This window comes from Aeromonas sp. V90_14, from assembly GCF_029967615.1.
GTDB lineage: Bacteria > Pseudomonadota > Gammaproteobacteria > Enterobacterales > Aeromonadaceae > Aeromonas > Aeromonas hydrophila.
In genome coordinates, this window is record NZ_JASCAS010000043.1 from 70,395 (window position 1) to 95,218 (window position 24,824).

Here is a 24,824-nt window from a genome sequence, read left to right on the forward strand (position 1 = left end):
GTTCTCCTAGCGGCTGTAGGTCGATTGCAACAGCACCCGGCTCTCATCCGAGAGTCCGAATCCCCTTGCCGTGATGCGATAGAGGCGGCGCTCGCTGATGGGCTCGTCAACCGCCAGACTCTCGTTGCTGCCCTGGGTATAGGGCAACCGCTCGATGAAATATTCGGGGGCCCGTCCGGTCAGGCCGCTATTGGCATAGGTGCGCCAGGCCGTGGAAGGAGAGGCGGGATCCACCGCCACGCTGACGAACTCATAGAGGCCGGCACTGTTGTCGTAGGGGCCTGAACTGCCCGCCTCCAGATAGCGCTCGGCAGCACGCAGCGCCGCCTCCGCCGCCTGCAGCGCCTGCTGTGACTCCTTCTGGTTGCCCGCCATCTTCTCCTGCAGCAGAGCGCTCTGCATGCTAGCCATCGCCAGAAGGCTCACCACAGCAAGAAAAATCAGGCTGATCACCAATGCCATTCCCCCTTGTCGAGCCATCATGCCTCCCTCCTCATGGCAGCCGGTTACGCAGGGCGACCGTGGTTTCGGCCACCCAGTACCAGTGACTGTCGACAGCCTGGAAGGTGGCGCCGGCAAAACTAATGGTCTGCGGATCCGATACCACGTTGCCCTGGCCGCTGCGCATCAGCAGTTGAACGCCGATCCCCAGCACGTTGTCCCAGTTCGGGTTGCTGGCGGCGCTCACATAGCGATCCGCCGCCCGATCCCGGTTCTGATCCTCGCCGAAGGTCAGCTGAACATCGGTGACCCCGTCCACCAGCAGCATGCCGGCAGCCAGACCGCTCTTGCGATACAGGGCATAGGGTGCGTTGGCAGAGGGGCGAGCAATGTAATAGATCCGGGTCTCCATCCGGCTCAATACCGAGCCGGCCCCGAAGCGCTCCTCGACCGGGCTGCTGGCGCCGCCCCAGGAGCTGACGGCATTGCCCGGGGTGTATTTGTTGTCGTTGGAGTGGCCGATATTGACCTCGCTGCCGCCACCCACCACCTGGGTCTGGGTGATCTGGAAGATCCGCGCCTTCTGGCAGTCGGACACCATGACGATGTCCCCCTCGCACAGGTCGCTGTAGCCCTGCTTGCCGGTGCCGCAGTAGTTGGCCTTGCTGGAGAGTTGCTGCACGAACAGCTGGGCGGCGCTGTTGTTGCGAGTGACCGGCACCCCGGCGCCGGTCGGCCCCTGCACCAGCAGCACGTCGGTTCCCGGTTTGGGTTTGGGCTCGGCAGCGGTAAACAGGGCAGACAACGCCGTGGGCAGCGTCGCAGTGACATTGTCATAGCCGCGCAGATAGACGGTGAAGTTGTAGGGCAGCGCCGTACCACCGTTCAGGGTGTTGGTGATGTTCACGCCCTGCTTGCTGAGGCAACCCTGGTAGCCCACCATCCGCAGCTCCTGCTGCAGCAGGTTGACGGCAAACCGGCTGTCCTCCTGAACCCGGGCGATGGCCTCGCCGGTCAGATAGGTTTTGTGGTTGCCAAGCAGCACTTGAATGATGACCCCGACCGTCAGCAGTGACAGCAGCAGGGCGATCATCACCTCCACCAGACCGACACCGGCCTGACGCAACAAGGTGCTCCGCCCGCTCACAGATCCGTCCTCAGGGTCATGCTGTGCAGCGCAGGCTCGGTGGCCAGCCGGCTGGCATCCCACTGGATGGTGATGGTCGCCTGCCCGGCGCTGACGGCAATGGCCCCGTCACCGCCCGGCAGGCCGGTCAGCGCCTGCTTCCAGTACTGCACATCCTGTATCGCCATCGAGCTGCCGGAGACGGCCTCTCCCAGCCCGACGTTGTATTGACCGAGCAGGGCCGCGCTGCGATTGGCTCGCATCATGTCGGTGATCATGTAGCCGAACTGGGTCGCTTCAGTGCGGGTGAGCGCCGATTGATTGCTCTTGAGCGCCTGCAACTGCAGAGTCGCCATGCCGAGAATGCCGATCGACAGCACCAGCACGGCAATCATGATCTCAAGCAGAGATACCCCCTGATGTCGTTTCATATGCAGCTGGTCTCCACGATGGATGGGCGCCCGGCCGGGGTGATCGTGATGTCGCGCGATGCCTCTTGGGCGCACTCCGGCGGCTGCAGAGAAAACACCAGCGCCACCTGCTGACGCCCGTCGAGAAAGCCATTGCCACTGAAACGCACCAGCGACGTATTGCTGACCAGAGTACCGGCCCCCATGTCGGGAAAGAGCCGCAGCAGTTCACCGTTGTCGAGGGTGCCGTTGCCGTTGCGATCGACCCAGATCTGCCAGCCCGATTCCCAGTGGTTCTGGGTCAGGTTGCTGGCGGTCGCGGAGAGCGTGACCGCGGTATTGCGGCGAATGGCTTCGGAGCGGGCGAGGTTGATGGCGGCCACGAAGTTGTTGGCCTGGCTGGTCAGCGTCATGTTGCGCAATATCGCGCTAAAGGAGGGAACTCCCAACGTCAGCAGGATAGAGATGAGCGCAACGGTGACCATCAGCTCGATGAGGCTAAAACCTGAACGCAAAAACATCCTGTTTCGCTCTGATTTTGTCGGGGAGGCTCGTTCGCATATCCATGTGCCATCAAGCCAGATGAGAAGATCATCAGCAGTCTAGACCGCAGACCTTCGCTTGCAATTCAATCTACTCAGATCTTGGACATACATCATCAAATTTCGCTGCAATCTCGCCACAAACCGGGCAACAAGAGTCATAAGAATCGCCCATGAAAAAGCCACCTCGCAGGAGGTGGCTCAGGCACTCATGGCACTATCCCGCACGGGATGGCTGACTCAAAGGATACGCAGCTCCGGCGGCACCTCAAACACCACGTTCTCTTCACGACCGGGATGCTCGGCCACCACCTTGCCGCCCAGCTCGCGCAGGCGTGTGATGACCGACTGCACCAGCACCTCGGGGGCGGAAGCACCGGCGGTGACGCCGATCGCCTCTACTCCCGCCAGCCAGTCCGCCTCGATCATGGAGGCGTCGTCGATGAGGTAGGCTTTGGCCCCCACCTTCTCGGCCAGCTCCCGCAAGCGGTTGGAGTTGGAGGAGTTGCGCGACCCCACCACCAGCATGGCGTCCACCAGCCCCGCCATCTCCCGCACCGCGTCCTGCCGGTTCTGGGTGGCGTAGCAGATGTCGTCCTTGCGCGGCCCCTGGATCTTGGGGAAGTGGACACGCAAGGCATCGATGACGTCCGAAGTCTCGTCCACGCTGAGGGTGGTCTGGGTGACGAAGCAGAGGTCGTCCGGGTTCTTCACCTTGAGCTTGGCCACGTCTTCCGGCGTCTCCACCAGATACATGCCCCCCTCGCGATTCTCGTACTGACCCATGGTGCCGATCACCTCGGGGTGACCGGCATGACCGATGAGCACGGCCTCGGAGCCCTTGCGACTGGCGCGATGGACCTCCATGTGCACCTTGGTCACCAGCGGGCAAGTGGCATCGAACACCTTGAGGGCGCGGGACTTGGCCATCTCGCGCACCGCCTTGGAGACGCCGTGGGCGGAGAAGATGACGATGCTGTCATCCGGCACCTCATCCAGCTCTTCGACGAAGACGGCGCCCGCCTCCTTGAGCTTGTTCACCACATAGCGGTTGTGCACCACCTCGTGACGGACATAGATGGGGGCGCCGAACTTCTCCAGCGCGCTCTCGACGATGCTGATCGCCCGGTCGACACCGGCACAGAAACCACGGGGATTGGCCAGAAGAATATTCATCAGTGAACCGCTTCCTCGTCATCAACCCCCAGGATCTCCACCTCGAACGTGACGGTGTGACCGGCCAGGGGATGGTTGAAATCGACCGTCACCGACATGCCTGCCACCGCCCGGATGATACCCGGCAGCTCGCTGCCGTTGGGCTGGTCGAACAGGATGATGGTGCCGACCTTGGGTTCTACATCGGCACCGAACTTGGCGCGGTCCAGATGATAGATGTTGTCGGGATTGGAGAGGCCAAAGGCCTCTTCCGGTGCCAGCGTGAAGCTCTTGCTCTCCCCTTCGCGCAGCCCCAGCAGGCACTGCTCGAAACTGGAGGTCAGGCTGCCATCGCCCATCCGCAGGCGGGCAGGCTTGCCTTGCAGCGCAGTGCTGTCAGCCACCGAACCATCTTCCAGCTTGATGGCGAAGTGAAACAGCACGCTGCTGTCTGCCGCAATCGGCTGGCTCATGGCGTCACATCCTTCTTCTTCTCACTGCGAAAACCGTCCAGCACTATCATGGCGGCGCCGATGAAGATGAAACTGTCCGCCAGGTTGAACGCCGGCCAGTGGGCGCGCTGCCAGTAGAAATCGAGGAAGTCGACCACGTGACCCAGCACCAGCCGGTCAAACACGTTGCCGAGCGCCCCGCCGATGATCAGCGAGTAGGCGATGCCGCTCCAGCGCTGAGCGACGGACTGCTTGCGCAGCCAGTGGATCAGCAAGCCACAGATGGCAAACGCCAGCACCGCGAAGAACCAGCGCTGCCAGCCGCCCTGATCGGCCAGGAAGCTGAAAGCCGCCCCCTTGTTGTAGACATGGACCAGGTTGAAGAAGGGGGTGATCTCCACCCCCGGGTAGCCAAATGGCAGCAGCTTGACCACGGCGAGCTTGCTCGCCTGGTCCAGTACAAAGGCCAGCACTGCCAGCCACAGCCAACGCAGGCCGCTTTTATGGTGAGTCATGTTCATCAGGCAAATTGACGAGTTTCGCCGTCACCCTCGACGTTGGTGACGCAGCGGCCACAGATCTCTTCGTGACCAGCGATGGTGCCCACGTCTTCCACATGGTGCCAGCAGCGGTCGCACTTGGCGGCAGCAGACTGGGCCACACTCAGCCACAGGTCATCGCGCTCGGTCGCCACGGCGTCTGCCGGGGCGGCATCGACGCTGACAACCTTGGCCTTGGAGGTGAGCAGCACGAAGCGCAGCTCATCGGCCAGGGCGTTCAGACGCGCAGCCAGTGCCGGCTTGGCGAACAGAGTCAGCTCGGCCTGCAGGGAACCACCGATGCGCTTCTCGCCACGGGCCACTTCCAGCGCCTTGTTCACTTCACCGCGCACGGTCAGGATCTCGGCCCAGAAATCGTCGTTGAGGGTTTCACCCGCTTCCAGCCCGAACAGGCCGTCGTACCACTCCTCGGTGAACACGAACTCACCGCGCTCACCCGGCAGCAGCGCCCAGATCTCGTCGGCGGTGAAGCTCATGATCGGCGCCATCCAGCGCACCATGGCTTCGGCGATGTGATAGAGGGCGGTCTGGCAGGAGCGACGGGCCAGGCTGTCAGCCTTGGCGGTGTACTGACGGTCCTTGATGACGTCCAGATAGAAGGAGCCCATCTCGATGGAGCAGAACTGCATCAGCTTCTGGGTCACACCGTGGAAGTTGTACTCGTCGAACGCCGCCATGATCTCGGCCTGTACCGCTTTGGCACGGCCCACGGCCCAGCGATCCACCACCACCATGTCGGCAGGTGCCACCATGTCGGTCGCCGGATTGAAGCCGTTCAAGTTGGCCAAGAGGAAACGGGCGGTGTTGCGGATGCGGCGATAGGCGTCGGCAGAGCGTTTGAGGATCTCGTCGGAGACGGTCATCTCGCCGGTGTAGTCGGTGCTGGCGACCCACAGACGCAGGATGTCGGCACCCAGCTTGTTCATCACGTCCTGCGGGCTCACCACGTTGCCGATGGACTTGGACATCTTGCGACCCTGGCCATCCACGGTGAAGCCGTGAGTCAGCACCTGGTTGTAGGGAGCCTTGTCTTTCATCGCCACGCCGATCATCAGGGAGGACATGAACCAGCCGCGGTGCTGGTCAGAGCCTTCCAGATACATGTCGGCCGGGTTGCCGTTGAACTCGGGACGGGCGTCGACCACGGAGGAGTGAGTCGAACCTGAGTCAAACCAGACGTCCAGGGTGTCAGGCACCTTGTCGTACAGGTCGGCGTCGCTGCCCAGCAGCTCGGCCTTGTCCAGATCCCACCAGGCCTGGATGCCGGACTGCTCGACCCGCTTGGCCACTTCGTGCATCAGGCGCACGGATTCCGGGTGCAGCTCCTGGGTCTCCTTGTGGACGAACAGGGAGATGGGCACGCCCCAGGTACGCTGACGGGAGATACACCAGTCAGGACGGTTCTCGACCATCGCCTGGATGCGGTTTTTACCCCAGGCCGGCACCCAGCCGCTCTGGCCGTGCTGTTTGATGCCGTCTTGCTCGATGCGCTCGATCTCTTCCAGCGCGCGTTTGCGCAGACCCTTCTGCTCCATGCTGATGAACCACTGCGGGGTGGCACGGAAGATGATCGGGGTCTTGTGACGCCAGCAGTGCGGGTAAGAGTGGTTGAACACCTTGTGGTGCAGCAGGGCGCCGCGCTCGGTCAGCACCTCGACCACGGAGGCGTTGGCCTTGAACACGTGCTGGCCGGCAAACAGTTCGGTATCCGGCAAGTAAACGCCGTTGCTGCCAACCGGGTTGGCCACTTCCAGACCGTACTTCTGACCGACCACAAAGTCTTCCTGACCGTGGCCAGGGGCGGTGTGTACCGCGCCGGTACCGGCATCCAGAGTGACGTGGTCACCCAGCACCACCGGTACGTCGAAGCTGTAGAAGGGGTGGTTGAAGCGCAGCAGCTCGAGTGCTGCGCCCTTGGCGTAGCCCAGATTGTGGAACTGCTCGATACCGGCGCGGTCCATCACGTCCTTGACCAGCTCGGCGGCCAGGATCAGACGCTCGGGATGCTCCCCTTCCACCTGCACCAGCGCATAGTCCAGATCGGCGTGCATGGCGATGCCGCGGTTGGCGGGCAGAGTCCAGGGGGTGGTGGTCCAGATCACGGCAGAGATCGGGCCCTTGCCGGTATGGCCTTCGGCGCAGTCAAACTTGGCGGCAACACCCGCCTCGTCGACGGCCTTGAAGCGCACATCGATGGAGGGGGAGTTCTTGTCGTAGTATTCCACTTCGGCTTCGGCCAGCGCGGAGCCACAATCGGTACACCAGTGCACCGGCTTGGAGCCTTTGTGCAGGTGGCCGTTTTCAACGATCTTGGCCATGGAGCGGATGATGTTGGCTTCGGTGCCGAAATCCATGGTCAGGTAGGGGTGTTCCCAGTCACCCAGCACGCCCAGCCGGATGAAGTCGGTCTTCTGCGCTTCGATCTGGGTCTTGGCGTACTTGCGGCACTCGGCGCGGAACTCGGCGGCGGAAACCTTCTCGCCCGGCTTGCCGACCATGCCTTCCACTTTCAGTTCGATGGGCAGACCGTGGCAATCCCAGCCCGGCACGTAGGGGGAGTCGAAACCGGAGAGGCCCTTGGACTTGATGATGATGTCTTTGAGGATCTTGTTGACCGAGTGACCGATGTGAATGCTGCCGTTCGCATAGGGGGGGCCATCGTGCAGAATGAACGAAGGCTTGCCCGCTTTGGCGCGGCGAATGGCGCCGTAAAGATCCTGATCGTACCAACGTTTCAGCATGTTGGGTTCGCGCTTGGCCAGATCGCCACGCATCGGAAACTCGGTTTCCGGAAGATTCAGGGTGTGTTTATAGTCGCTCATCAGTCCTGGGTTCCCTTCTTTTCTAAAAGAGTGCTGGGTAAATGGAGTAGTGGCAGCCCGAACCAGGCTCGGGCCGCCAGGGCATCTCGTTCGATCTGCTCTTTCAAGGCGGTGAAAGAGGCAAACTTCTGCTCTTCGCGCAGCTTGTGGCGAAGCAGCACCTTGACCTGTTGACCATATAGGTCGCCAGAAAAATCAAATAGATGTACTTCCAATCTGGCTTGTGTACCGCTCAAGGTCGGCCGTACACCCACATTGGCGACACCGGGGAAGGTCTTGCCGGAACATAACACTTCCACCGCGAACACGCCACCGACCGGGATCACCTGGCGCTTGAGGGCCAGATTGGCGGTGGGAAAACCTATGGTGCGGCCCAGCTTGTCGCCGTGGGCCACCCGGCCGCTGATGGTATAGGGACGGCCGAGCATCAGCTCCACCTCCGCCATGCGGCCAGCCGCGAGGGCCTCGCGCACCAAGGTGCTGCTGACCCGCTGGCGGGACAACTGGAAGCTCTGGGTACTGATCACCTCGAAACCGAAGCGCCGGCCAGCCTCTTCCAGCAGGTGGAAGTCCCCTTCCCGCCCCTTGCCGAAACGAAAATCGTCGCCCACCACCAGATAGTGCACGCCGAGTTTCTCCACCAGCAGTTGCTCGATGAAGGTGGTGGCAGACTGCTCGGCGAAGCGATGGTTGAAACGCACGCAGAGCATGCGATCGATCTGCATCCCCTTGAGCGCTTCATACTTCTCCCGCAGGCGGCTGAGGCGAGCCGGCGCCGCAGCCCCGGCAAAAAGCTCCAGCGGCTGCGGTTCAAACAGCATGACGCAGGCCGGCAAGCCCAGCTGGGCTGCTTTTTCCTGCAGGCGAGACAGCACGGCATGATGACCCTGATGAACCCCATCAAAGTTGCCAATGGTCAATACACACCCCCGGTGACGGGGCTTGATATTGTGAATACCGCGGATAAGCTCCATCAATGCCTTGTGCGTCGCTGCTATGAAAATCGCCGGATTATATATCAGGCGGCACTCTGGGTCAGCCCTGTTGCTGACCCGATTTCAGCCATCCCGCCCTGATTGCAGGCTCAAGCGGGACTTCCGCCATGGCGCGCCGACTCAGTCATCCCGCCCCGCTCTCAGATCTTTTGGCCGAATGCCCAGCGCCAGCAGGACACCAGCATAGATGGCGCCCCCCAGCACCAGCAGCATGGTCAACTGCATGCTCGCCTTGCTCATGTGCCAGGCGCCCCATTGGGCCAGATCTGGCGAGAGGTAAAGGAGCACGCCCCCCATCAGCAGACTTGCGGTCAGCAGCTTGAGGCAAAATACCCCGGTGTGGCGGGAGGGCCGGTAGACGTTCTGCTGATGGAGCCCCTTGAACAGCAGGGCCGCGTTCAGCGTGCCAGAGCAGGCAGTCGACAGCGCCAGCCCCACGTAACCGAGCGGATAGATGAAGATGAGGTTGCAGGCCATGTTGGCCGCCATCGACATCATCCCGATCCGCACCGGAGTGCGGGTATCCTGGCGGGCGTAGTAGCCGGGGGCCAGCACCTTGATCAGCATCAGCGACAGCAGGCCCGTGGTGGATGCCAGCAGGCTGGCGCTGGACATGCTCACCTCGTGCAACCCGAACTCACCGCGCATGAACAGCACCCGCAGAATGGGTTCGCGCAACACGGCGATGCCCACCATGGCCGGCAGGCCGAGCAGCATCACCATCCGCACCCCCCAGTCCATGGTGCGGGAGAAGTCGGCCGGATCGGCATCCACGTGTTTTTTGGCCAGCGCCGGCAGGATCACGGTGCTGATGGCGACACCGAACATGCCGAGCGGGAACTCCAGCAGTCGGTCCGAGTAATAGAGATAGCTGATGGCGCCGGTCGCGAGGAAGGAGGCGAGCATGGTGTTGACCAGCAGGTTGATCTGGCTGACCGACACCCCGAACAGCGCCGGGATCATCAGGGTGCGGATCTTCACCACCCCCGGATGGTGCCAACCCCACTTGGGCCACACCAGCATGTTGATCTGGCGCAGGAACGGAAACTGGAACAGGAACTGCACCAGACCGCCGAGGAAGACACCGATGGCCAACGCCAGCTCGGGGTCGTCGAGCCAGGGCGAAATCCACCAGGCGGCGGCGATCATGGTGATGTTGAGAAAGATCGGCGTGAAGGAGGAGACCCCGAAGCGGCCGAAGGTATTGAGGATGGCCCCCGCCATGGCGGTAAAGGTGATGAACCAGAGATAGGGGAAGGTGATCTTGAGCATCAGGCTCGCCATCTCGAACTTCTCGGCCGCCGGCCCGCCGTGCAACCAGTCCCAGAACCAGCCCCAGCCGAACAGGGCGGTCAGTACCCCGGAGCCCAACACCCCGAGCAGGGTGACCACGGTGACGATCCCCCCGAGAGTGCCCGCCACTGCGGCCAGCAACTCGCGCACTTCGCTCTCGTCGCCCTTTTTCTTGTACTCCGTCATCACGGGAACAAAGGCCTGGTTGAAGGCACCTTCGGCGAACAGGCGACGCAGAAAGTTGGGAATGCGGTTGGCAAAGAAGAAGACGTCTGCGGCCACCCCGGCACCGAGCAGATTTGCGATGACCACATCGCGCACCAAGCCCATCACGCGGGACGCCAACGTCATTCCGGACACTATCATGCCGGATTTGATCAATTTCTTACTCAAGACGAGGCCTCTGGAACTGTCGGAAAGAAAAGAATGCTGTTAGAATCGGCCGACAGTTTAACCGTCTCCCATCTGACACACCACCGGGGGGCGGTGTTTATTTGCACAAATCATTTGACAATATGTGGTTGAGAAGGCATATTTCCGGGCCTTTTCAATACACTCGCTAAGACAGTTTTAGGAGTTTTACCTTGGCTAACATCAAATCTGCTAAGAAGCGCGCTCTTCAGTCAGAGAAACGTCGTCAGCACAACGCTAGCCGTCGTTCCATGACCCGTACCTACCTGAAGAAAGTCATCGCTGCCATCGCCTCCGGCGACAAGGCTGCCGCGACTGCCGCTTTCGCTGTTGCTCAGCCGATCATGGATCGTATGGCGACCAAAGGCCTGATCCACAAGAACAAAGCTGCTCGTCACAAGAGCCGCCTGTCTGCCCAGATCAAAGCTATGGCTTAATTCAGCATCTGCTGAACAAAGCTAAAAAAACCGGCCTTCGTGCCGGTTTTTTATTTCTGTTCGCTGCAGTACAACTTGTGCAGCAATCCTATCATCTCGCGCACCTCGTGGCTGCGCAGCGAATAGTAGACCGTCTGGGCCTCCTTGCGCGTCTCCACCAGTTCATCCCGCCGCAACACAGCCAGATGCTGTGACAACGCCGACTGGCTCAAACCCAGCCGTTCGTTGAGCTCGCCCACCGACAGCTCCCGCTCCAGCAGCTGACACAGGATAAACAAGCGCCGCTCGTTGGCCAGCGCCTTGAGCAGAGCGACCGCCCGGCTTGCATTTGCCTCCATCTCTTCCAGTTGCATCTCATTCCCTCTCGTTCGAGGCAAGAATCATACTCTGTGGCCCGTCGATTTAAAATGACAGGGTTGCCGGTTGAATCGTGGTGAAATCCTCCTGACCGGCAAACAGAAAGGAGAAATCGCTCTCGCATACCCGTTTTACCGCCGGATGCTGGATCATCCGTTCGGCGAAGATGACGTAGTACTCCTCCATCAGATCCTGGGTCTCTCCCAGCAGCATCACTTCCTCCCCCTCCAGGATCTCCTCCCGATAGATGGTGGGCGCCATGAAGATACCCTGGTTGAAGAAGCCGAACGCCTTCATCAGGGCCGCATCGTCAAACTCACCGAGGATGCTGGGCGATACCCCCTGCTGCTCGAACCACTGGGTCAGCTGGCGGCCCATGGCGGTGCGCCTACCCGGGATCAGCAGCTTGCGCTCCTCCAGACAGGCCGGAAAAGGCAGCGACGGCAGTGGCGCCTTGCAGAAGAAGCTGACCCCGCAGCCACCGAGCCGCTTGGAGAGCAGACCGGCGTGCTGGCTGGAGTCCACCGGGCAGTCGGAGAGGATCATGTCGAGCTTGTGCTCGCTCAGCTGTTCCAGCAGCAACTCGTGGGTCGATTCGAAGCAGCGCAGGTGGATGGAACCGTCGTTGGGGATGACGGAGAGCAGTACACGGCTGGCAAGGCGTTTGGAGAGCGCATCGGCGATGCCGACGTCGAACAGGATCTGGCTCTCCTTGCGGTAGTTGACGATATCCAGCATCTCGTAGGAGAGGCTGAACATCTTGTCGGCATAGCGAAACACCAGCTGACCCAGCTCGGTCGCCTCGAGGGAGCGCCCTTTGCGCATCAGCAGCTTGCCGCCCAGGCGCTGCTCCAGCAGCTTGATCTGGCCGGTGACGGTCTGCGGCGTCAAGAAGAGGGCTTCCGCCGCTTGCGTGACGGAGCCCTTCTTCTGAGTCATCCAAAAATAGTAAAGATGATTGTAGTTAAGGTGTGACATCCGATGGGGTTCCCGCGCTGCGCGGACTCCGGTAGCAACTGAGTTCAGCCGCCAGAATGTCATACATGTCGCTGATCGAGTCAACCTTGTTCGCGTCGAACTGCGCCTGCAGATGGGCCTTGAGGCGGGCCGGATCCGGCATCCGCTCCCCGCAGTAACGCTTGTTGGACTGTTTGACCCGCTCGCCGGCCCGGCTGCTCAGCGCCCGCTCGGCGAAGGTCTCGCCAAACTGGGCCTTGGCCTGCTTGTCCCCCAGCATCAGGGCGCTGTCGACCACCCCGTTGAGGTAGGCCGAGCAGCCGGCCGAGGCCGCATCCTGCTGGCAATCCTGCAGACTGCCGGCCCAGGCCGTCTGGCTCAGCACCAGCAAGGCCAGCCATCCTAGTCTTTTCATAATCCCTCCGTGCTTTGGTCGGCCTCCCGGTTCGGGAGCGCCATGCGCAGGGCGAGATAACCGACGATCGCCGCCAGGGTCGATCCCACCAGGATCCCGAGGCGCGAATAGCTGCCGTAATCCAACCCGCCGTGCTCGAAGGCCAGCGAGGCGATGAACATCGACATGGTAAAGCCGATGCCGCACAGGATGCTGACCGCAAAGATCTGTTTGAAGTTGACCCCGTTGGGCAATTGGGCAATGCCGAGCTTCACCGCCAGCCAGCTGATGGTGAACACCCCGAGCGGCTTGCCGATGAACAGCCCCAGCATGATGCCGAGCGGCACCGGGCTCAGCAGGGCGGAGAGACCGATCCCCTCCAGCGATACCCCGGCATTGGCAAAGGCGAACAGCGGCAGGATCAGGTAGGCACTCCAGGGGTGCAGGGCATGCTCCAGCTGCTTGAGTGGCGAGGCATAACGCTTGCCGTTGAGCGGGATCATGAAGCCCACGATGACCCCGGCCAGGGTCGCATGGACGCCCGATTTCAGCACCGCCACCCAGAGCACCAGCCCCACCAGCATGTAGAGGCTGATCCGATCCTCGCCGCGGCGGTTCATCCACAGCAGGGTCAGGGTCGCCAGGATGCCGATCGCCAGCGCCGTCAGCGACAGCTGCTGGGTGTAGAACAGCGCGATGATGATGATCACGCCCAGGTCATCCATGATGGCCAGCGCCAGCAGGAACACCTTGAGGCTCACCGGCACCCGCTTGCCCAGCAGCGCCATCACCCCGAGGGCGAAGGCAATGTCGGTGGCGGCGGGAATGGCCCAGCCGGCGCGCGCCACTTCATCCGAGTAGTTAAAGAAGGCATAGATGAGCGCGGGCGCCAGCATGCCGCCCACCGCGGCGATGGCCGGGAAGGTGGCCTGCACCCGGGAAGAGAGGGCCCCTTCCAGCATCTCGCGCTTCACCTCGAGGCCGACCAGCAGGAAGAAGACGGCCATGAAGCCATCGTTGATCCAGAGCAGCAGCGGCTTGTTGATGTCGAGGGCGGCGATGCGCACCTGCACCTGGGTATCGAGGAAGGCCTGATAGCTGCCGGCCAGGCCGCTGTTGGCCAGGATCATCGCCAGCATGGCCGCCATGATCAGAATTATTCCGGAGGCGGCCTCCAGCTTGAGGAACTTTTTGATTACGTCGCTCATGGTTAAATTATCCACAGTATTACTTTGTTTTGAGTCTATATCCCATAACAATTAATGGAAAATCGTTTCTTACTGCGAAATACAACGAGAAAACCGAAAGCAAAATCAAACATGTCTGCTATAAGCAGGTTTTCTCCCACCCGGATATCACTCGAAGCTCAGTCATCGGAGTGAATACCCCGTGGCTTTTATGCATAAAAAAGGCGCCTCATAGGCGCCTTTCACATCAGATGGCGACGGGCGCCTTGATGCCGGGATGGGGGTCGTAACCCTCTATCTCGAAATCCTCGAACCTGTACTCGAAGATGGAGTCCGGCTTGCGCTTGATCACCAGGGTCGGCAGCGGGCGCGGCTCGCGGGAGAGCTGCAGTGCGGTCTGCTCCATGTGGTTGGAGTAGAGGTGCACATCACCGCCGGTCCAGACGAAGTCGCCCACTTCCAGGTCACACTGCTGGGCCATCATGTGGGTCAGCAGGGCGTAGCTGGCGATGTTGAACGGCAGGCCGAGGAACACGTCACAGCTGCGCTGGTAGAGCTGGCAGGAGAGCTTGCCGTCGGCCACGTAGAACTGGAAGAAGGCGTGGCAGGGAGCCAGCGCCATCTTGTCCAGCTCGCCCACGTTCCAGGCGGAGACGATGATGCGGCGCGAATCCGGATTGTGCTTGATGTCGTCCACCGCCTTCTGGATCTGATCGATGACAGACCCGTCAGCCGCCGGCCAGGAGCGCCACTGGGCGCCATACACCGGCCCAAGATCGCCGTTCTCGTCGGCCCACTCGTCCCAGATGCTGACGCCGTGCTCTTTCAGGTAGGCGGTGTTGGTATCGCCATTGAGGAACCACAGCAGCTCGTGAATGATGGAGCGCAGGTGGCACTTCTTGGTGGTGACCAGCGGGAAGCCTTCCGCCAGATTGAAGCGCATCTGATGGCCGAACAGGGAGACGGTGCCGGTACCGGTACGGTCGGATTTGACGGTCCCTTCATCGAGGATCTTCTGCATCAGGTCGAGATAGGCTCGCATTACTTTGCCTCCTTGACACTGTTACCGAACAGCTGCGGCCGCTTGTAGGCAACCCAGATCATCAGGGCACCGATGATGATCATCGGGGTGGAGAGGATCTGGCCCATGCTGATCTCCTGGAAGTAGAGACCGAGCTGGCTGTCCGGCTGGCGCACGAATTCCACCAGGAAGCGGAACAGGCCGTAGAACAGCAGGAACATGCCGGAGATGGCGCCCCGGGGCGGGTTTTTGCGCCAGAACAGGTTGAGGATGATGAACAGTACCACCCCTTCCAGCGCGAACTGATAGAGCTGGGACGGGTGACGTGGCTCGGGGCCCGCCTCCGGGAAGATGATGGCCCAGGGCACATCGGTGACCCGGCCCCACAGCTCGCCGTTGAGGAAGTTGCCGATGCGACCGACGCCGAGGCCGAACGGAATGAGCGGTGCCACGAAGTCAGCCACGGTGAAGAAGTGGCGATTGGTCTTGTGGGCAAACCAGACCATGGCGGTGATGACCCCGATCAGGCCGCCGTGGAACGACATGCCACCGGTCCAGATCTTGAACAGGTAGAGAGGATCGGCCAGGAACATGTCGAAGTTGTAGAACAGCACGTAACCGACCCGGCCACCCAGGATCACCCCGAGGAAGCCGTAAAACAGCAGGTCGGAGACCTCGTTGCGGGTCCAGCCACTGTTCGGCGCATCCGCGCGGCGCCCCGCCAGCCACATGGCAAAGGCGAAACCAAACAGGTACATGAGACCATACCAGCGTACCGATAGTGGTCCCAAACTGAATGCTACGGGATCAATCTGCGAGAAAACCCAATATCCATCGTGCTGCATATGCGGCCCCAGTCATAAGAAAAGCCGCATTTTCCGATCATTCGTCAGCAGGGACAAGGCATGATTATCAATCAGTCTGTTTCGTTTTGTGACCGGCGCGCAGCAAACCGCCCAGGCCGTGCTCTTCCAGATAGCGGGCAAACAGGCCGCGCAGCACGTGCGGGTTGTCGTGCTTGAGGCCATCCGTCAGCAGCACCGTCAGTTCGCTCAGGGTGGACTGGCGCAGCACGTACTTGATGCGGGCGATGTTGTGCGTGTTCATGCTGAAGCGGCGATAGCCCATGGCCAGCAGCAGCAGCACCCCGACCGGATCACCGGCCAGCTCGCCACACACCGACACCGGCTTCTGGTAACGATGAGAGGCATCGACCAGCAGTTGCAGGGCGCGGATCACCGCCGGATGGAAGGCATCGTAGATGTTGGCGACCCTGGCGTTGTTGCGATCCACCGCCAGCAGGTACTGGGTCAGATCGTTGCTGCCCACCGACCAGAAATCGATGAGCGGCGCCATTTCGGGCAGGATGTAGAGGGCGGAAGGCACCTCGATCATCACCCCCAGGCTCGGGTAGCGGATCACCGCCTCCCGGCTGGCCGCCTCTTCCGACACTTCTCGCCAGGCCTGATCCAGCAGGCGGCGGGAGGCCTTGATTTCGCTGACGCTGCTGATCATCGGCAGCATGATGGCCAGATTGTCCAGCCCTTCGCTGGCTCGCAGCATCGCCTTGAGCTGCACCAGGAACAGTTCGGGGTGATCCAGGGTGAGCCGGATCCCCCGCCAGCCAAGGAAGGGATTTTCCTCGACGATGGGGAAATAGGGCAGCTGCTTGTCGCCGCCTACATCCAGGGTGCGCATGCAGACCGGCCGGTTGCGATAGGTCTCCAGAATGCCGCGATAACGGGCGGTCTGCTCCCACTCGGAGGGGAAGCTGTCCTGCAGCATGAAGGGAATTTCGGTACGATAGAGGCCGACCCCGTCCGCCAGCTGATTGAGAGATATTTCGGTGTCGGCACTGAGCCCGGCGTTGAGCAGCAGGGAGACAGGCACGCCGTCGGCCGTCTCGGAGGGCTGGTTGTCGACGCTGCGCACCAGGGTATCGAGCGCCCGCTCCTCGCTCAGCAGCTGGCGGTACTCGGTCAGGATCACCTGATTGGGTTCGATGAAGAGATCACCGCTGTAGCCATCGACCACCAGCATGCGACCGCCGATGTCGCCGAGCGGCAGATCCACCCCCATGATGGCCGCCACCCCCATGGCGCGAGCCAGAATGGCGGCGTGGGAGTTGGTGCCCCCCTTGAGCGACACCACCCCGGTCAGAAACTCGCGGGGGACTTCGGCTAGGATGGTGGCGGTCACCTCGTCGGCGACCAGCACCACCGGCTCGCCGATGGCGATATGCTCTGGCTCGTTTTGCACCAGCCGGCTGATGAGCCGCTGGGCGATGTCCTTCACATCGGTGGAGCGCTCCTGCAGGTAGGGGTCCTTCATCCCCTTGAACTGATCGATCAGCCGGTCACTAATGAGCTTGACCGCCGAGACGGCCGTCCAGTGCTCCTTGCTCACCTTGTTGCGAATGGGCTTGATGTAGCCCGGATCGTTCAGCAGATGCAGGTAGATGTCGAAGATGGCGACCGAGTCCTGGCTGTAGCTCTCGCGAAACCGCAGTGCCAGGCTCTCCAGATCATGGCGCACCTCCTCCACCGCCACATTCAGCCGCTCCAGCTGTCTGGCGTGATCCTCATCCTTGCGCGGGGTGATGGAGTTGAGCTCCTTGCGGGGCCGCCACACCCAGGCCTTGGCCATGGCGATGCCGCTGGCACCGGCAATGCCGCGCAGCGGCTTGCTCCAGTCGGTCTTCTGCAGCCAGCCCTTGGCCTGGGCCTGGGCAATCCGGGCCGCCAGCTGGGCCGCCAGGGTCACCATGAAGGACTCTTCCCCCTCATCGAAGAGGCGGCTCTCCTTCTGTTGCACCACCAGAATGCCCACCACCTGACGCTGATGCATGATAGGGGCGCCGAGGAAGGAGCGAAACGCCTCTTCGGCCACATCGGGCAGAAACTTGAAGCTGGGATGGGAGGGGGCATCGGCCAGGTTGATCAGCTCTTCCCGCTGGCCCACCAGACCGACGATGCCCTGCTCGAACGGCAGGGTGGCCTTGCCCACCGCCGACTCGGCCAGACCATCGGTCGCTGCCAGCCGGTAGCGGCGCATCTCGGGTTCTGAGACATAAACGGAACAGCAGTCCACCATCATGGCCAACCGGGTCTGGCTGACCAGTGCCTGCAAGGCCAGCTCGAGGGTATTGGCCTCGGCCATGCTTTCGACGATGCGTCTGAGTTCCGTTAACAACTAATCTGTGCTCCTTAACGGGGGCGATTGCGCCGCCCATCCTTCTTGTTGACCTGAACAGCCGGCACCGGCATCGCCAGCGGGGCAAACTCCTTCATTACCCGTCGATAGACTTCCCGCTTGAAGGAGACGACCTGACGGACCGGATACCAGAAGCTGACCCAACGCCAGTCATCAAACTCGGGATGACCATGACAGCCGAACTGGATCCTGGACTCCCTGCCCGGATCCAGCTGCAGCAAGAACCATTTTTGTTTTTGGCCAATACAGACCGGTGAACTGTCCCAACGAACGAGGCGTTTGGGCAAGCGGTACTTCAGCCAGTTGCGACTGGTGGCCATGATGGTCACATCTTCGGGCTTGAGGCCTATCTCCTCATACAGCTCACGATACATGGCCTGCTCCGGCGTCTCACCATCATCAACCCCTCCCTGCGGAAACTGCCAGGAGTGCTGCCCATAGCGCTTAGCCCACAATACTTGTCCGTCACGGTTACAGATCACGATTCCGACATTGGGACGAAACCCGTCGCCATCTATCACGTGATCACCTTATAAAGGCTGAATCTATAAGGGGATTGTTCCACATTCACCTCGTGGCAGCAAACAGGGACTGCGATCCCCCACTCATGAATAACTTTCAATTTCAAGCCGACTTATAAACAAATCCAAGGATCAACTGGACCAAGTTGCCCACCCAGACTGTGCATAAGCCTGTGAGCAAGCAGGTATATACAGTAGTTTCATTTATCTGATCCAAACCAGGCGACAGCATACCCCATGTTGATAAAAACAGAATATGTATTTAAATACATGACGTTAAACAATCAATGCTGGATCAAGATCCATATCTTTCACGGCCGGCGATCCGGGATCTCGATTGTGAACAAGTTCGACTGTTCAAAGATCCACCACGGCTATTTTATCCACAGGAGTGGCACACTATCTGCGCTGGAATCGCCGTTGAAATCGGTGCTGTTTCACATTTTTTTGTAACAATGAGCCAACTATTAGCACTTGCCGGCAGTTATCCAAGATTTCTGTGGATAACTGTGTGCAACAGCGCGAGCAAACCCTTGGACAACTATTTTGAGCCTGGATCCTGCCGGTCAATGACCGACGGCATAGAGACAAATTTGTTTAAAATCATTATGATAAGTACTTACTCACAAAACAGCCCCCCCTGTGCATACCCCTGCCAGGATCGGTTATAAAAACAGCGATCCTCAGCGAGGATCAGAGTTGCTAGAATAATTCCCCTTTGCAGGAGTGACCCATGCCCACCAACCCCCAGTCCGAGCAGGAATTGCTGGCCCGCGCCTATGCCATGGCGGGCTTCACGCTGGCCCAGCTGGCCGCCACGGCCGGCATCGCCGTGCCGGCGGATCTGCGTCGTGACAAGGGCTGGGTTGGTCAGCTGATCGAGTGGCAGCTGGGGGCCAGCGCCGGCAGCAAGCCCGAACAGGACTTCCCGGATCTCGGCATCGAACTCAAGACGATCCCCATCGATCCTCAGGGCAAACCGCTGGAGACCACCTTCGTCTGCGTGGCACCGCTGATCGGTGTCAGCGGCCAGCAGTGGGAACAGTCCAATGTGCGCAACAAGCTATCCCGCGTGCTCTGGATCCCGGTGGAGGGCAGCCGCGAGATCCCCATCGGTGAGCGCCGGATCGGCATGCCGCTGTTGTGGAGTCCGAATGAAGAGGAGGAGCGGCTGCTGCGCCAGGACTGGGAAGAGCTGATGGACATGATAGTGCTGGGAGAGGTGGAGCAGATCAGCGCCCGCCACGGCCAGGTGCTGCAACTGCGTCCCAAGGCGGCCAACAACAAGGCTCTGACCCGGGCCATCGGCCGCAACGGCCAGCCGATCATGACCCTGCCGCGCGGCTTTTACCTCAAGATAGGCTTTACCCACGGGCTGCTGCAGCACCACTTTGCCCTGCCCGCTTGATCTTGGTTATCAACATCCTTGTCATAAAGTGATATAAAAATAGCCAGCAGCTATTTCTTCGCAATCAGGACAAGGAGGCGTCATGCCGATCAACAAGCAATTTCTCAAGTCCCGCCCTGAGGTCAAGGTGACCTTTGCCGTGGAAAAAGAGGCAGCAGGAGAGGCCGAACAGGTGCTGTTACTGGGGGAGTTCAGCCAGTGGCAACCCATCGAGCTCAAGCGGATGAAGAGTGGTGAGTTCAAGACCACCCTCAATCTGCCGACCGACGGTCCCGCTCATTTCGAGTATTGCTACCAGCTGGTGCAACCCAACGGGGAGACCCACTACGACAACGACTGGGCGGCGGATGACTACGTGCCCGGTCCCTTCGGACGCGACAACTCGGTGGTGCGGGTCAGCCAGCCAGGTTGAGCCGACACACCCGAAAGCGGATACAAAAAAGGCTCGCCATTGGCGAGCCTTTTCACTACCTGTCGAGCTTTTCGCCGACATACCGACACCAATTCGAATCGAATTAGTTGAGCTTCTCTTTGATACGAGCAGCTTTGCCGGACAGGTTGCGCAGGTAGTACAGTTTGGCGCGGCGAACATCACCACGACGCTTCAGTTCTACACTGTGGATCAGCGGAGAGTGAGTCTGGAATACACGCTCAACACCTTCGCCGTTGGAGATCTTGCGAACGGTGAAAGCAGAGTGCAGACCGCGGTTACGCTTGGCAATAACGATGCCTTCGAAAGCCTGCAGACGCTCTTTACCACCTTCTTTAACACGAACTTGAACACGTACGGTGTCGCCCTGGGCAAAAGCCGGGATGTCGGTACGCAGTTGCTCTTGTTCAAGCTGCTGAATAATCTTGCTCATTGTCTTTCCTTACCTAGGATAAACTGAAAACTCTACTTAACGCTGTCACGCACTTCGCGGACATACTCGGCAAGAAGTGATTCTTGCTCGTCAGTCAGAGCTAGGTTGTTAATAAGTTCCGGCCTTCTCTGCCAGGTTCGTCCGAGCGATTGCTTGAGCCGCCAGCGCCGAATCACTTCGTGATTGCCGCTTGTCAGCGCCTCTGGCACCGCCAATCCATCCAACAACTCCGGCCGAGTGTAGTGGGGATGATCCAGCAGGCCATCCGTGAAGGAGTCCTGCTCGGCACTGGCCTGATCGCCCAAAACCCCAGGGACCAGACGCGAAACCGCATCGATCAGGGTCATGGCAGGCAACTCGCCACCACTTAACACGTAATCCCCGATAGACCACTCTTCGTCGACTTCGGTTTGTATCACGCGTTCATCGATACCTTCGTATCGACCGGCGACCAGAATCAGTTTCTGATTCGTCGCCAACTCGGTCACGCCCGCTTGAGTGAGCTTGCGTCCCTGAGGAGAGAGATAGATGACTTTCGCCCCGTCTCCCGCCGCTTGCTTGGCTGCATGAATCGCGTCACGCAGCGGCTGAACCATCATTAACATGCCGGGCCCACCACCATAAGGACGATCATCGACCGTACGGTGTTTGTCGTGGGTAAAGTCCCGGGGGTTCCAGCACTCAATCTGCAGCAGGCCACTCTTGACGGCCCGACCCGTTACCCCGTGCTCGGTAATGGCTCGGAACATTTCAGGGAAGAGGCTAATCACCCCAATCCACATAAGAAACCTCCGGCACCCGTGTTAGCGCGGGAAACTAGAAACCAGGATCCCAATCAACTTCGATTGTTCGAGCAGTCAGATCAATGTTCTTGATCACCTGCTCTTCCAGGAACGGAATCAACCGCTCCTTCGCACCAAAGGCATCTTTTACATTGGCCTCAACCACCAACACATCGTTGGAGCCGGTTTCCATCAATTCGGTCACCTTGCCCAAGTCGTATCCCTTGGTGGTCACTACCGAACAACCAATCAGGTCACGCCAGTAGAACTCGCCCTCAGGCAACGCAGGCAACAGATCGGCGGCTACGCCAATCTCGACATTGGTCAATGCCAGGGCATCCTCGCGCACGTCGATACCATCGAGTTTGCAGATCAGACCCTTGTTGTGACGCTTCCAGGATGAAACCTGAATTTCACGCCACACCCCGTTCTGATTGATCAGCCAGGGGTTGTAATCGAAAATCGCTTCGGCAACATCGGTGAAGGAGTTCACTTTAAGCCAGCCCTTGATGCCGTAAACGGTACCCAGGGTGCCCAGAACTACAGGTTTTTCCACCTTAACTCCTTACCGTTTGGCTGATTAAGCAGCTTTGGCAGCGTCTTTGATCAGCTTGGCAACGCGGTCAGAAACAGCGGCACCAGTACCAACCCAATGCTCGATACGAGCCAGGTCCAGGTTCAGCTTTTCAGCGTTACCAGAAGCAACCGGGTTGAAGAAACCAACGCGTTCGATGAAACGACCGTCACGGGCGTTACGGCTGTCAGCAACTACTACCTGGTAGAACGGACGCTTTTTCGCGCCACCACGTTGTAAACGAATGGTTACCATATCGTCCTCATTAACATCTAATGAACAAGGCCCGCAAACACGCGGACCCTAGCTTAAAATAAGCCGCGTAATTCTACTTGGATTCGTAATAATTGCAACCAAGCCAGCCATTTTTTGCACAAGCGGCCCCATGAAAAGGGCCCACCCATGGTGAGCCCCTGACGTGTGCATGACGACCCGGCAATCAGAAGGGGCCGCGGCCACCACCGAATCCCGGCGGCAGCATGTTCTTCATCTGCCCCATCATCTTGCGCATGCCACCCTTGCCGGACATCTTCTTCATCATCCGCTGCATCTCGGTGAACTGCTTGAGCAGCTTGTTCACGTCCTGCACCTGCATACCCGAGCCCGCGGCGATGCGACGCTTGCGGGAACCCTTGATGAGGTCGGGATGGGCACGCTCCTTGGGCGTCATGGAGCTGATGATGGCCTCCATCCGCACGGTGAGCTTGTCATCCATCTGATCCTTGATGTTGTCCGGCAGGCCGGACATGCCCGGCAGCTTGTCGAGCATGCCCATCATGCCGCCCATGTTGCGCATCTGGGCCAGCTGCTCGCGGAAATCTTCCAGATCGAAGCCCTTGCCGCTCTTGACCTTGCTGGCCAGCTTGGCCGCCTTCTCTTTATCGACGTTGCGCTCCACCTCTTCAATGAGGGAGAGCACGTCGCCCATGCCGAGGATGCGGGAGGCCAGACGATCCGGGTGGAACGGCTCCAGCGCATCGGTTTTCTCGCCCATACCGATGAACTTGACCGGTTTGCCGGTGATGTGGCGCACCGACAGCGCGGCACCACCGCGGGCATCGCCGTCCGCCTTGGTGAGGATCACGCCGGTGAGCGGCAGCGCCTCGTTGAAGGCCTTGGCCGTATTGGCGGCATCCTGACCGGTCATGGCATCCACCACGAACAGGGTCTCGACCGGCTTGATGGTGGCGTGGAGATGCTTGATCTCGTCCATCATGTCGCTGTCGACGTGCAGGCGGCCGGCGGTATCGACGATCACCACGTCATAGAACTTCTTGCGCGCCTGATCGATGGCCGCATTGGCGATGTCGACCGGCTTCTGGCTGGCATCGCTCGGGAAGAAGTCCACACCGATGTCACCCGCCAGGGTTTCCAGCTGCTTGATCGCCGCCGGACGATAGACGTCGGCACTGACCACCAGCACCTTTTTCTTGCTGCGCTCTTTGAGCAGCTTGGCCAGCTTGCCGACCGTGGTAGTTTTACCGGCACCCTGCAGACCCGCCATCAGGATGATGGCCGGTGGCTGGGCTGCCAGGTTGAGCTGCTCGTTGGCCTCCCCCATCACCGAGACCAGTTCGCCATGCACAATCTTGATGAAGGCCTGGCCCGGGCTCAGGGACTTGGCCACTTCCTGGCCAACCGCCCGCTCCTTGACGCGAGCCACGAAGTCACGCACCACCGGCAGGGCGACGTCCGCCTCGAGCAGCGCCATGCGAACTTCGCGCAAGGTCTCTTTGATGTTCTCTTCGGTCAGACGACCACGGCCGCTGACATTGCGCAGGGTGCGCGAGAGTCGTTCAGTCAAATTCTCAAACATGACGCATTCCGGTTCTTGGCGTAACAAATGGGGGCATTATACCTCAGCCGGCGCAATGAGGACGATTATTCGCCGCACACGACGGTGGCCTGCCCTCAAAAAGGGCTGGCGGCTGGTATTTCGGCCGGTGCCGGCGCGCCTTCTGGTGCGCGCCGCTGCGGCAGACTGCTGCCTATATATGGGCGGATCGGCGGCAGCACAACTGGCGAGCACATCTTGTGCAAGGTATACTGCCCTTCCTATTCCCAATCGCTTGCTCGACAACGACCCGGTTATGATCGTGATCTCTGTTCTGGCCCTGGCGTTCTATCTGCTGGCCATCATCGCCTCTCTGCACCTGCTGCTCAGTGCCAAACCAGTGGGACAAGCCCCCCTGTTTGCCTGCATCGGACTGGCCCTGATCGCCCATGGCACCGCCGTGGCCGGCGAAGTGCTGGTGACTCACTCCGGCCAGAATCTGAGCATGCTCAACGTAGCCTCGCTGGTCAGTCTCATCATCAGCTGCTTCATGACCTGCGTCACCCGCCGCTTCAACGGCTGGATCCTGCTGCCGGTGGTCTACAGCTTCTCGGCCCTGCTGCTGGCCGCCAGCGCCCTCATTCCCGGTCGCTACATCACCCATCTGGAGGCCCATCCCCAGTTGCTGCTGCACATTGGTCTGGCGCTGATGGCCTACTCGGTATTGATGATCGCCTGCCTGTTTGCGCTGCAGCTCGCCTGTCTGGACCGGCAGCTGAAGTCGCGCAAGATCAGCCAGCTGCCCGCCATGCCGCCCCTGATGACGGTGGAGAAACGGCTGTTCCAGCTCATCTCGGCGGGTCTGTTCCTGCTGACTCTCTCCATTGCCTCCGGCCTGTTCTTCCTCGAAGACATGTTCGCCCAGGGCAAGTCCCACAAGGCCATCCTCTCGATCCTGGCCTGGTGCGTCTACGTGCTGCTGCTATGGGGCCACCATGCCCGTGGCTGGCGCGGTCGCAAGGTCATCACCCTGAGCCTGATCGGCAGCTTCATTCTGACCTTGGCCTATTTTGGCAGCCGCTTCGTCAAAGAAGTCTTGCTGAGCTGATCGCCATCCTTTTTATCACCC

28 protein-coding genes are annotated in these 24,824 nt (G+C 60.3%); 5 read left to right on the top strand and 23 right to left on the bottom strand.

The window, feature by feature from the left end; all coding sequences use genetic code 11:
• Nucleotides 1-6 precede the first annotated feature (6 nt).
• The 9 genes from QLG02_RS17145 to ribF form a co-directional block, all read right to left on the bottom strand.
• Nucleotides 7-483, bottom strand: a complete 477-nt coding sequence (locus QLG02_RS17145) for a pilus assembly protein (RefSeq protein WP_080688822.1) — start codon at nucleotides 481-483, stop codon at nucleotides 7-9.
• A gap of 10 nt (nucleotides 484-493) precedes the next feature.
• Entirely contained in the window at nucleotides 494-1,588 is a 1,095-nt protein-coding gene (locus QLG02_RS17150; RefSeq protein ID WP_282465730.1) for a PilW family protein, read from the bottom strand.
• Nucleotides 1,585-1,998 carry a type IVa pilus pseudopilin TppB gene (gene tppB, locus QLG02_RS17155; RefSeq protein WP_282465731.1) on the bottom strand — a complete coding sequence of 138 codons (414 nt, stop codon included), beginning with the start codon at nucleotides 1,996-1,998 and terminating at the stop codon, nucleotides 1,585-1,587. The genes QLG02_RS17150 and tppB overlap by 4 nt, the downstream gene beginning before the upstream one ends.
• On the bottom strand, nucleotides 1,995-2,498 hold the full coding sequence (tppE, locus tag QLG02_RS17160; protein WP_011704647.1) for a type IVa pilus pseudopilin TppE: 504 nt from the start codon (nucleotides 2,496-2,498) through the stop codon (nucleotides 1,995-1,997). Before tppE ends, tppB begins: the two co-directional genes overlap by 4 nt.
• Nucleotides 2,499-2,759: 261 nt before the next feature.
• On the bottom strand, nucleotides 2,760-3,695 hold the full coding sequence (gene ispH / locus QLG02_RS17165) for a 4-hydroxy-3-methylbut-2-enyl diphosphate reductase (RefSeq protein ID WP_029301961.1): 936 nt from the start codon (nucleotides 3,693-3,695) through the stop codon (nucleotides 2,760-2,762).
• Entirely contained in the window at nucleotides 3,695-4,147 is a 453-nt protein-coding gene (gene fkpB, locus QLG02_RS17170) for an FKBP-type peptidyl-prolyl cis-trans isomerase (protein ID WP_011704645.1), read from the bottom strand. The genes ispH and fkpB overlap by 1 nt, the downstream gene beginning before the upstream one ends.
• The gene (lspA, locus tag QLG02_RS17175) at nucleotides 4,144-4,647 is read right to left on the bottom strand and encodes a signal peptidase II (protein ID WP_011704644.1); all 504 of its coding nucleotides are present in this window, start codon (nucleotides 4,645-4,647) and stop codon (nucleotides 4,144-4,146) included. Before lspA ends, fkpB begins: the two co-directional genes overlap by 4 nt.
• Complete coding sequence (gene ileS, locus QLG02_RS17180; protein WP_044799149.1) at nucleotides 4,647-7,508, bottom strand: isoleucine--tRNA ligase; 2,862 nt, start codon at nucleotides 7,506-7,508, stop codon at nucleotides 4,647-4,649. Before ileS ends, lspA begins: the two co-directional genes overlap by 1 nt.
• Entirely contained in the window at nucleotides 7,508-8,482 is a 975-nt protein-coding gene (gene ribF / locus QLG02_RS17185; RefSeq protein ID WP_017409028.1) for a bifunctional riboflavin kinase/FAD synthetase, read from the bottom strand. The genes ileS and ribF overlap by 1 nt, the downstream gene beginning before the upstream one ends.
• On the opposite strand from ribF, the gene QLG02_RS17190 reads away from it, so the two are divergent.
• Nucleotides 8,387-8,584 (top strand): hypothetical protein, encoded by a 198-nt coding sequence (locus tag QLG02_RS17190; RefSeq protein WP_162183721.1) that lies wholly within the window; start codon nucleotides 8,387-8,389, stop codon nucleotides 8,582-8,584. The two genes, ribF and QLG02_RS17190, sit on opposite strands and share 96 nt — an antisense overlap.
• A 39-nt stretch (nucleotides 8,585-8,623) precedes the next feature.
• On the opposite strand, the gene murJ is transcribed toward QLG02_RS17190, so the two are convergent.
• Nucleotides 8,624-10,189 carry a murein biosynthesis integral membrane protein MurJ gene (gene murJ, locus QLG02_RS17195; protein WP_016349424.1) on the bottom strand — a complete coding sequence of 522 codons (1,566 nt, stop codon included), beginning with the start codon at nucleotides 10,187-10,189 and terminating at the stop codon, nucleotides 8,624-8,626.
• A 191-nt stretch (nucleotides 10,190-10,380) separates the two neighbouring features.
• Between murJ and rpsT the strand changes: the two genes are divergently transcribed.
• Entirely contained in the window at nucleotides 10,381-10,644 is a 264-nt protein-coding gene (gene rpsT / locus QLG02_RS17200) for a 30S ribosomal protein S20 (protein ID WP_005308808.1), read from the top strand.
• A 50-nt stretch (nucleotides 10,645-10,694) separates the two neighbouring features.
• Here rpsT and QLG02_RS17205 read toward each other — a convergent pair whose 3' ends face one another.
• From QLG02_RS17205 to rppH, 8 genes are all read right to left on the bottom strand, one after another.
• Nucleotides 10,695-10,997 (bottom strand): metalloregulator ArsR/SmtB family transcription factor, encoded by a 303-nt coding sequence (locus tag QLG02_RS17205; protein WP_016349423.1) that lies wholly within the window; start codon nucleotides 10,995-10,997, stop codon nucleotides 10,695-10,697.
• Nucleotides 10,998-11,046: 49 nt separating this feature from the next.
• On the bottom strand, nucleotides 11,047-11,979 hold the full coding sequence (gene nhaR, locus QLG02_RS17210; protein ID WP_017409027.1) for a transcriptional activator NhaR: 933 nt from the start codon (nucleotides 11,977-11,979) through the stop codon (nucleotides 11,047-11,049).
• Nucleotides 11,966-12,373 carry a hypothetical protein gene (locus QLG02_RS17215; RefSeq protein WP_219255201.1) on the bottom strand — a complete coding sequence of 136 codons (408 nt, stop codon included), beginning with the start codon at nucleotides 12,371-12,373 and terminating at the stop codon, nucleotides 11,966-11,968. The genes nhaR and QLG02_RS17215 overlap by 14 nt, the downstream gene beginning before the upstream one ends.
• On the bottom strand, nucleotides 12,370-13,560 hold the full coding sequence (gene nhaA, locus QLG02_RS17220; RefSeq protein WP_024944573.1) for a Na+/H+ antiporter NhaA: 1,191 nt from the start codon (nucleotides 13,558-13,560) through the stop codon (nucleotides 12,370-12,372). The genes QLG02_RS17215 and nhaA overlap by 4 nt, the downstream gene beginning before the upstream one ends.
• A 226-nt stretch (nucleotides 13,561-13,786) precedes the next feature.
• The gene (thyA, locus tag QLG02_RS17225; protein ID WP_139749354.1) at nucleotides 13,787-14,581 is read right to left on the bottom strand and encodes a thymidylate synthase; all 795 of its coding nucleotides are present in this window, start codon (nucleotides 14,579-14,581) and stop codon (nucleotides 13,787-13,789) included.
• Nucleotides 14,581-15,405: a prolipoprotein diacylglyceryl transferase gene (gene lgt / locus QLG02_RS17230; protein WP_011704636.1), complete on the bottom strand. Its 825-nt coding sequence runs from the start codon at nucleotides 15,403-15,405 to the stop codon at nucleotides 14,581-14,583. The genes thyA and lgt overlap by 1 nt, the downstream gene beginning before the upstream one ends.
• A 67-nt stretch (nucleotides 15,406-15,472) precedes the next feature.
• Nucleotides 15,473-17,752, bottom strand: a complete 2,280-nt coding sequence (gene ptsP / locus QLG02_RS17235) for a phosphoenolpyruvate--protein phosphotransferase (RefSeq protein ID WP_024944576.1) — start codon at nucleotides 17,750-17,752, stop codon at nucleotides 15,473-15,475.
• Nucleotides 17,753-17,766: 14 nt separating this feature from the next.
• Nucleotides 17,767-18,294 (bottom strand): RNA pyrophosphohydrolase, encoded by a 528-nt coding sequence (gene rppH, locus QLG02_RS17240; protein WP_011704634.1) that lies wholly within the window; start codon nucleotides 18,292-18,294, stop codon nucleotides 17,767-17,769.
• A gap of 733 nt (nucleotides 18,295-19,027) precedes the next feature.
• Between rppH and mutH the strand changes: the two genes are divergently transcribed.
• Both mutH and QLG02_RS17250 read left to right on the top strand, forming a co-directional pair.
• Nucleotides 19,028-19,702, top strand: coding sequence for a DNA mismatch repair endonuclease MutH (gene mutH / locus QLG02_RS17245; protein WP_236766120.1), 675 nt, complete (start codon nucleotides 19,028-19,030; stop codon nucleotides 19,700-19,702).
• Nucleotides 19,703-19,784: 82 nt separating this feature from the next.
• Entirely contained in the window at nucleotides 19,785-20,114 is a 330-nt protein-coding gene (locus QLG02_RS17250) for an isoamylase early set domain-containing protein (RefSeq protein ID WP_011704632.1), read from the top strand.
• Between the two features lie 103 nt (nucleotides 20,115-20,217).
• Here the strand turns inward: QLG02_RS17250 and rplS are convergent, their stop codons facing one another.
• The 5 genes from rplS to ffh all read right to left on the bottom strand — a co-directional run bounded on the left by rplS (nucleotide 20,218) and on the right by ffh (nucleotide 23,737).
• Nucleotides 20,218-20,565, bottom strand: coding sequence for a 50S ribosomal protein L19 (gene rplS, locus QLG02_RS17255; protein ID WP_005313505.1), 348 nt, complete (start codon nucleotides 20,563-20,565; stop codon nucleotides 20,218-20,220).
• Between the two features lie 32 nt (nucleotides 20,566-20,597).
• Nucleotides 20,598-21,347: a tRNA (guanosine(37)-N1)-methyltransferase TrmD gene (gene trmD, locus QLG02_RS17260; RefSeq protein ID WP_011704631.1), complete on the bottom strand. Its 750-nt coding sequence runs from the start codon at nucleotides 21,345-21,347 to the stop codon at nucleotides 20,598-20,600.
• 34 nt (nucleotides 21,348-21,381) lie between these two features.
• A complete protein-coding gene (gene rimM / locus QLG02_RS17265; protein ID WP_011704630.1) occupies nucleotides 21,382-21,903 on the bottom strand; it encodes a ribosome maturation factor RimM in 522 nt (173 codons plus the stop codon).
• 24 nt (nucleotides 21,904-21,927) lie between these two features.
• The gene (gene rpsP / locus QLG02_RS17270; RefSeq protein WP_005341383.1) at nucleotides 21,928-22,176 is read right to left on the bottom strand and encodes a 30S ribosomal protein S16; all 249 of its coding nucleotides are present in this window, start codon (nucleotides 22,174-22,176) and stop codon (nucleotides 21,928-21,930) included.
• A gap of 184 nt (nucleotides 22,177-22,360) precedes the next feature.
• Nucleotides 22,361-23,737, bottom strand: coding sequence for a signal recognition particle protein (gene ffh, locus QLG02_RS17275; protein WP_024944579.1), 1,377 nt, complete (start codon nucleotides 23,735-23,737; stop codon nucleotides 22,361-22,363).
• 274 nt (nucleotides 23,738-24,011) lie between these two features.
• On the opposite strand from ffh, the gene ccsA reads away from it, so the two are divergent.
• Complete coding sequence (gene ccsA, locus QLG02_RS17280) at nucleotides 24,012-24,803, top strand: cytochrome c biogenesis protein CcsA (protein ID WP_282465732.1); 792 nt, start codon at nucleotides 24,012-24,014, stop codon at nucleotides 24,801-24,803.
• The last annotated feature ends 21 nt before the right edge of the window (nucleotides 24,804-24,824 follow it).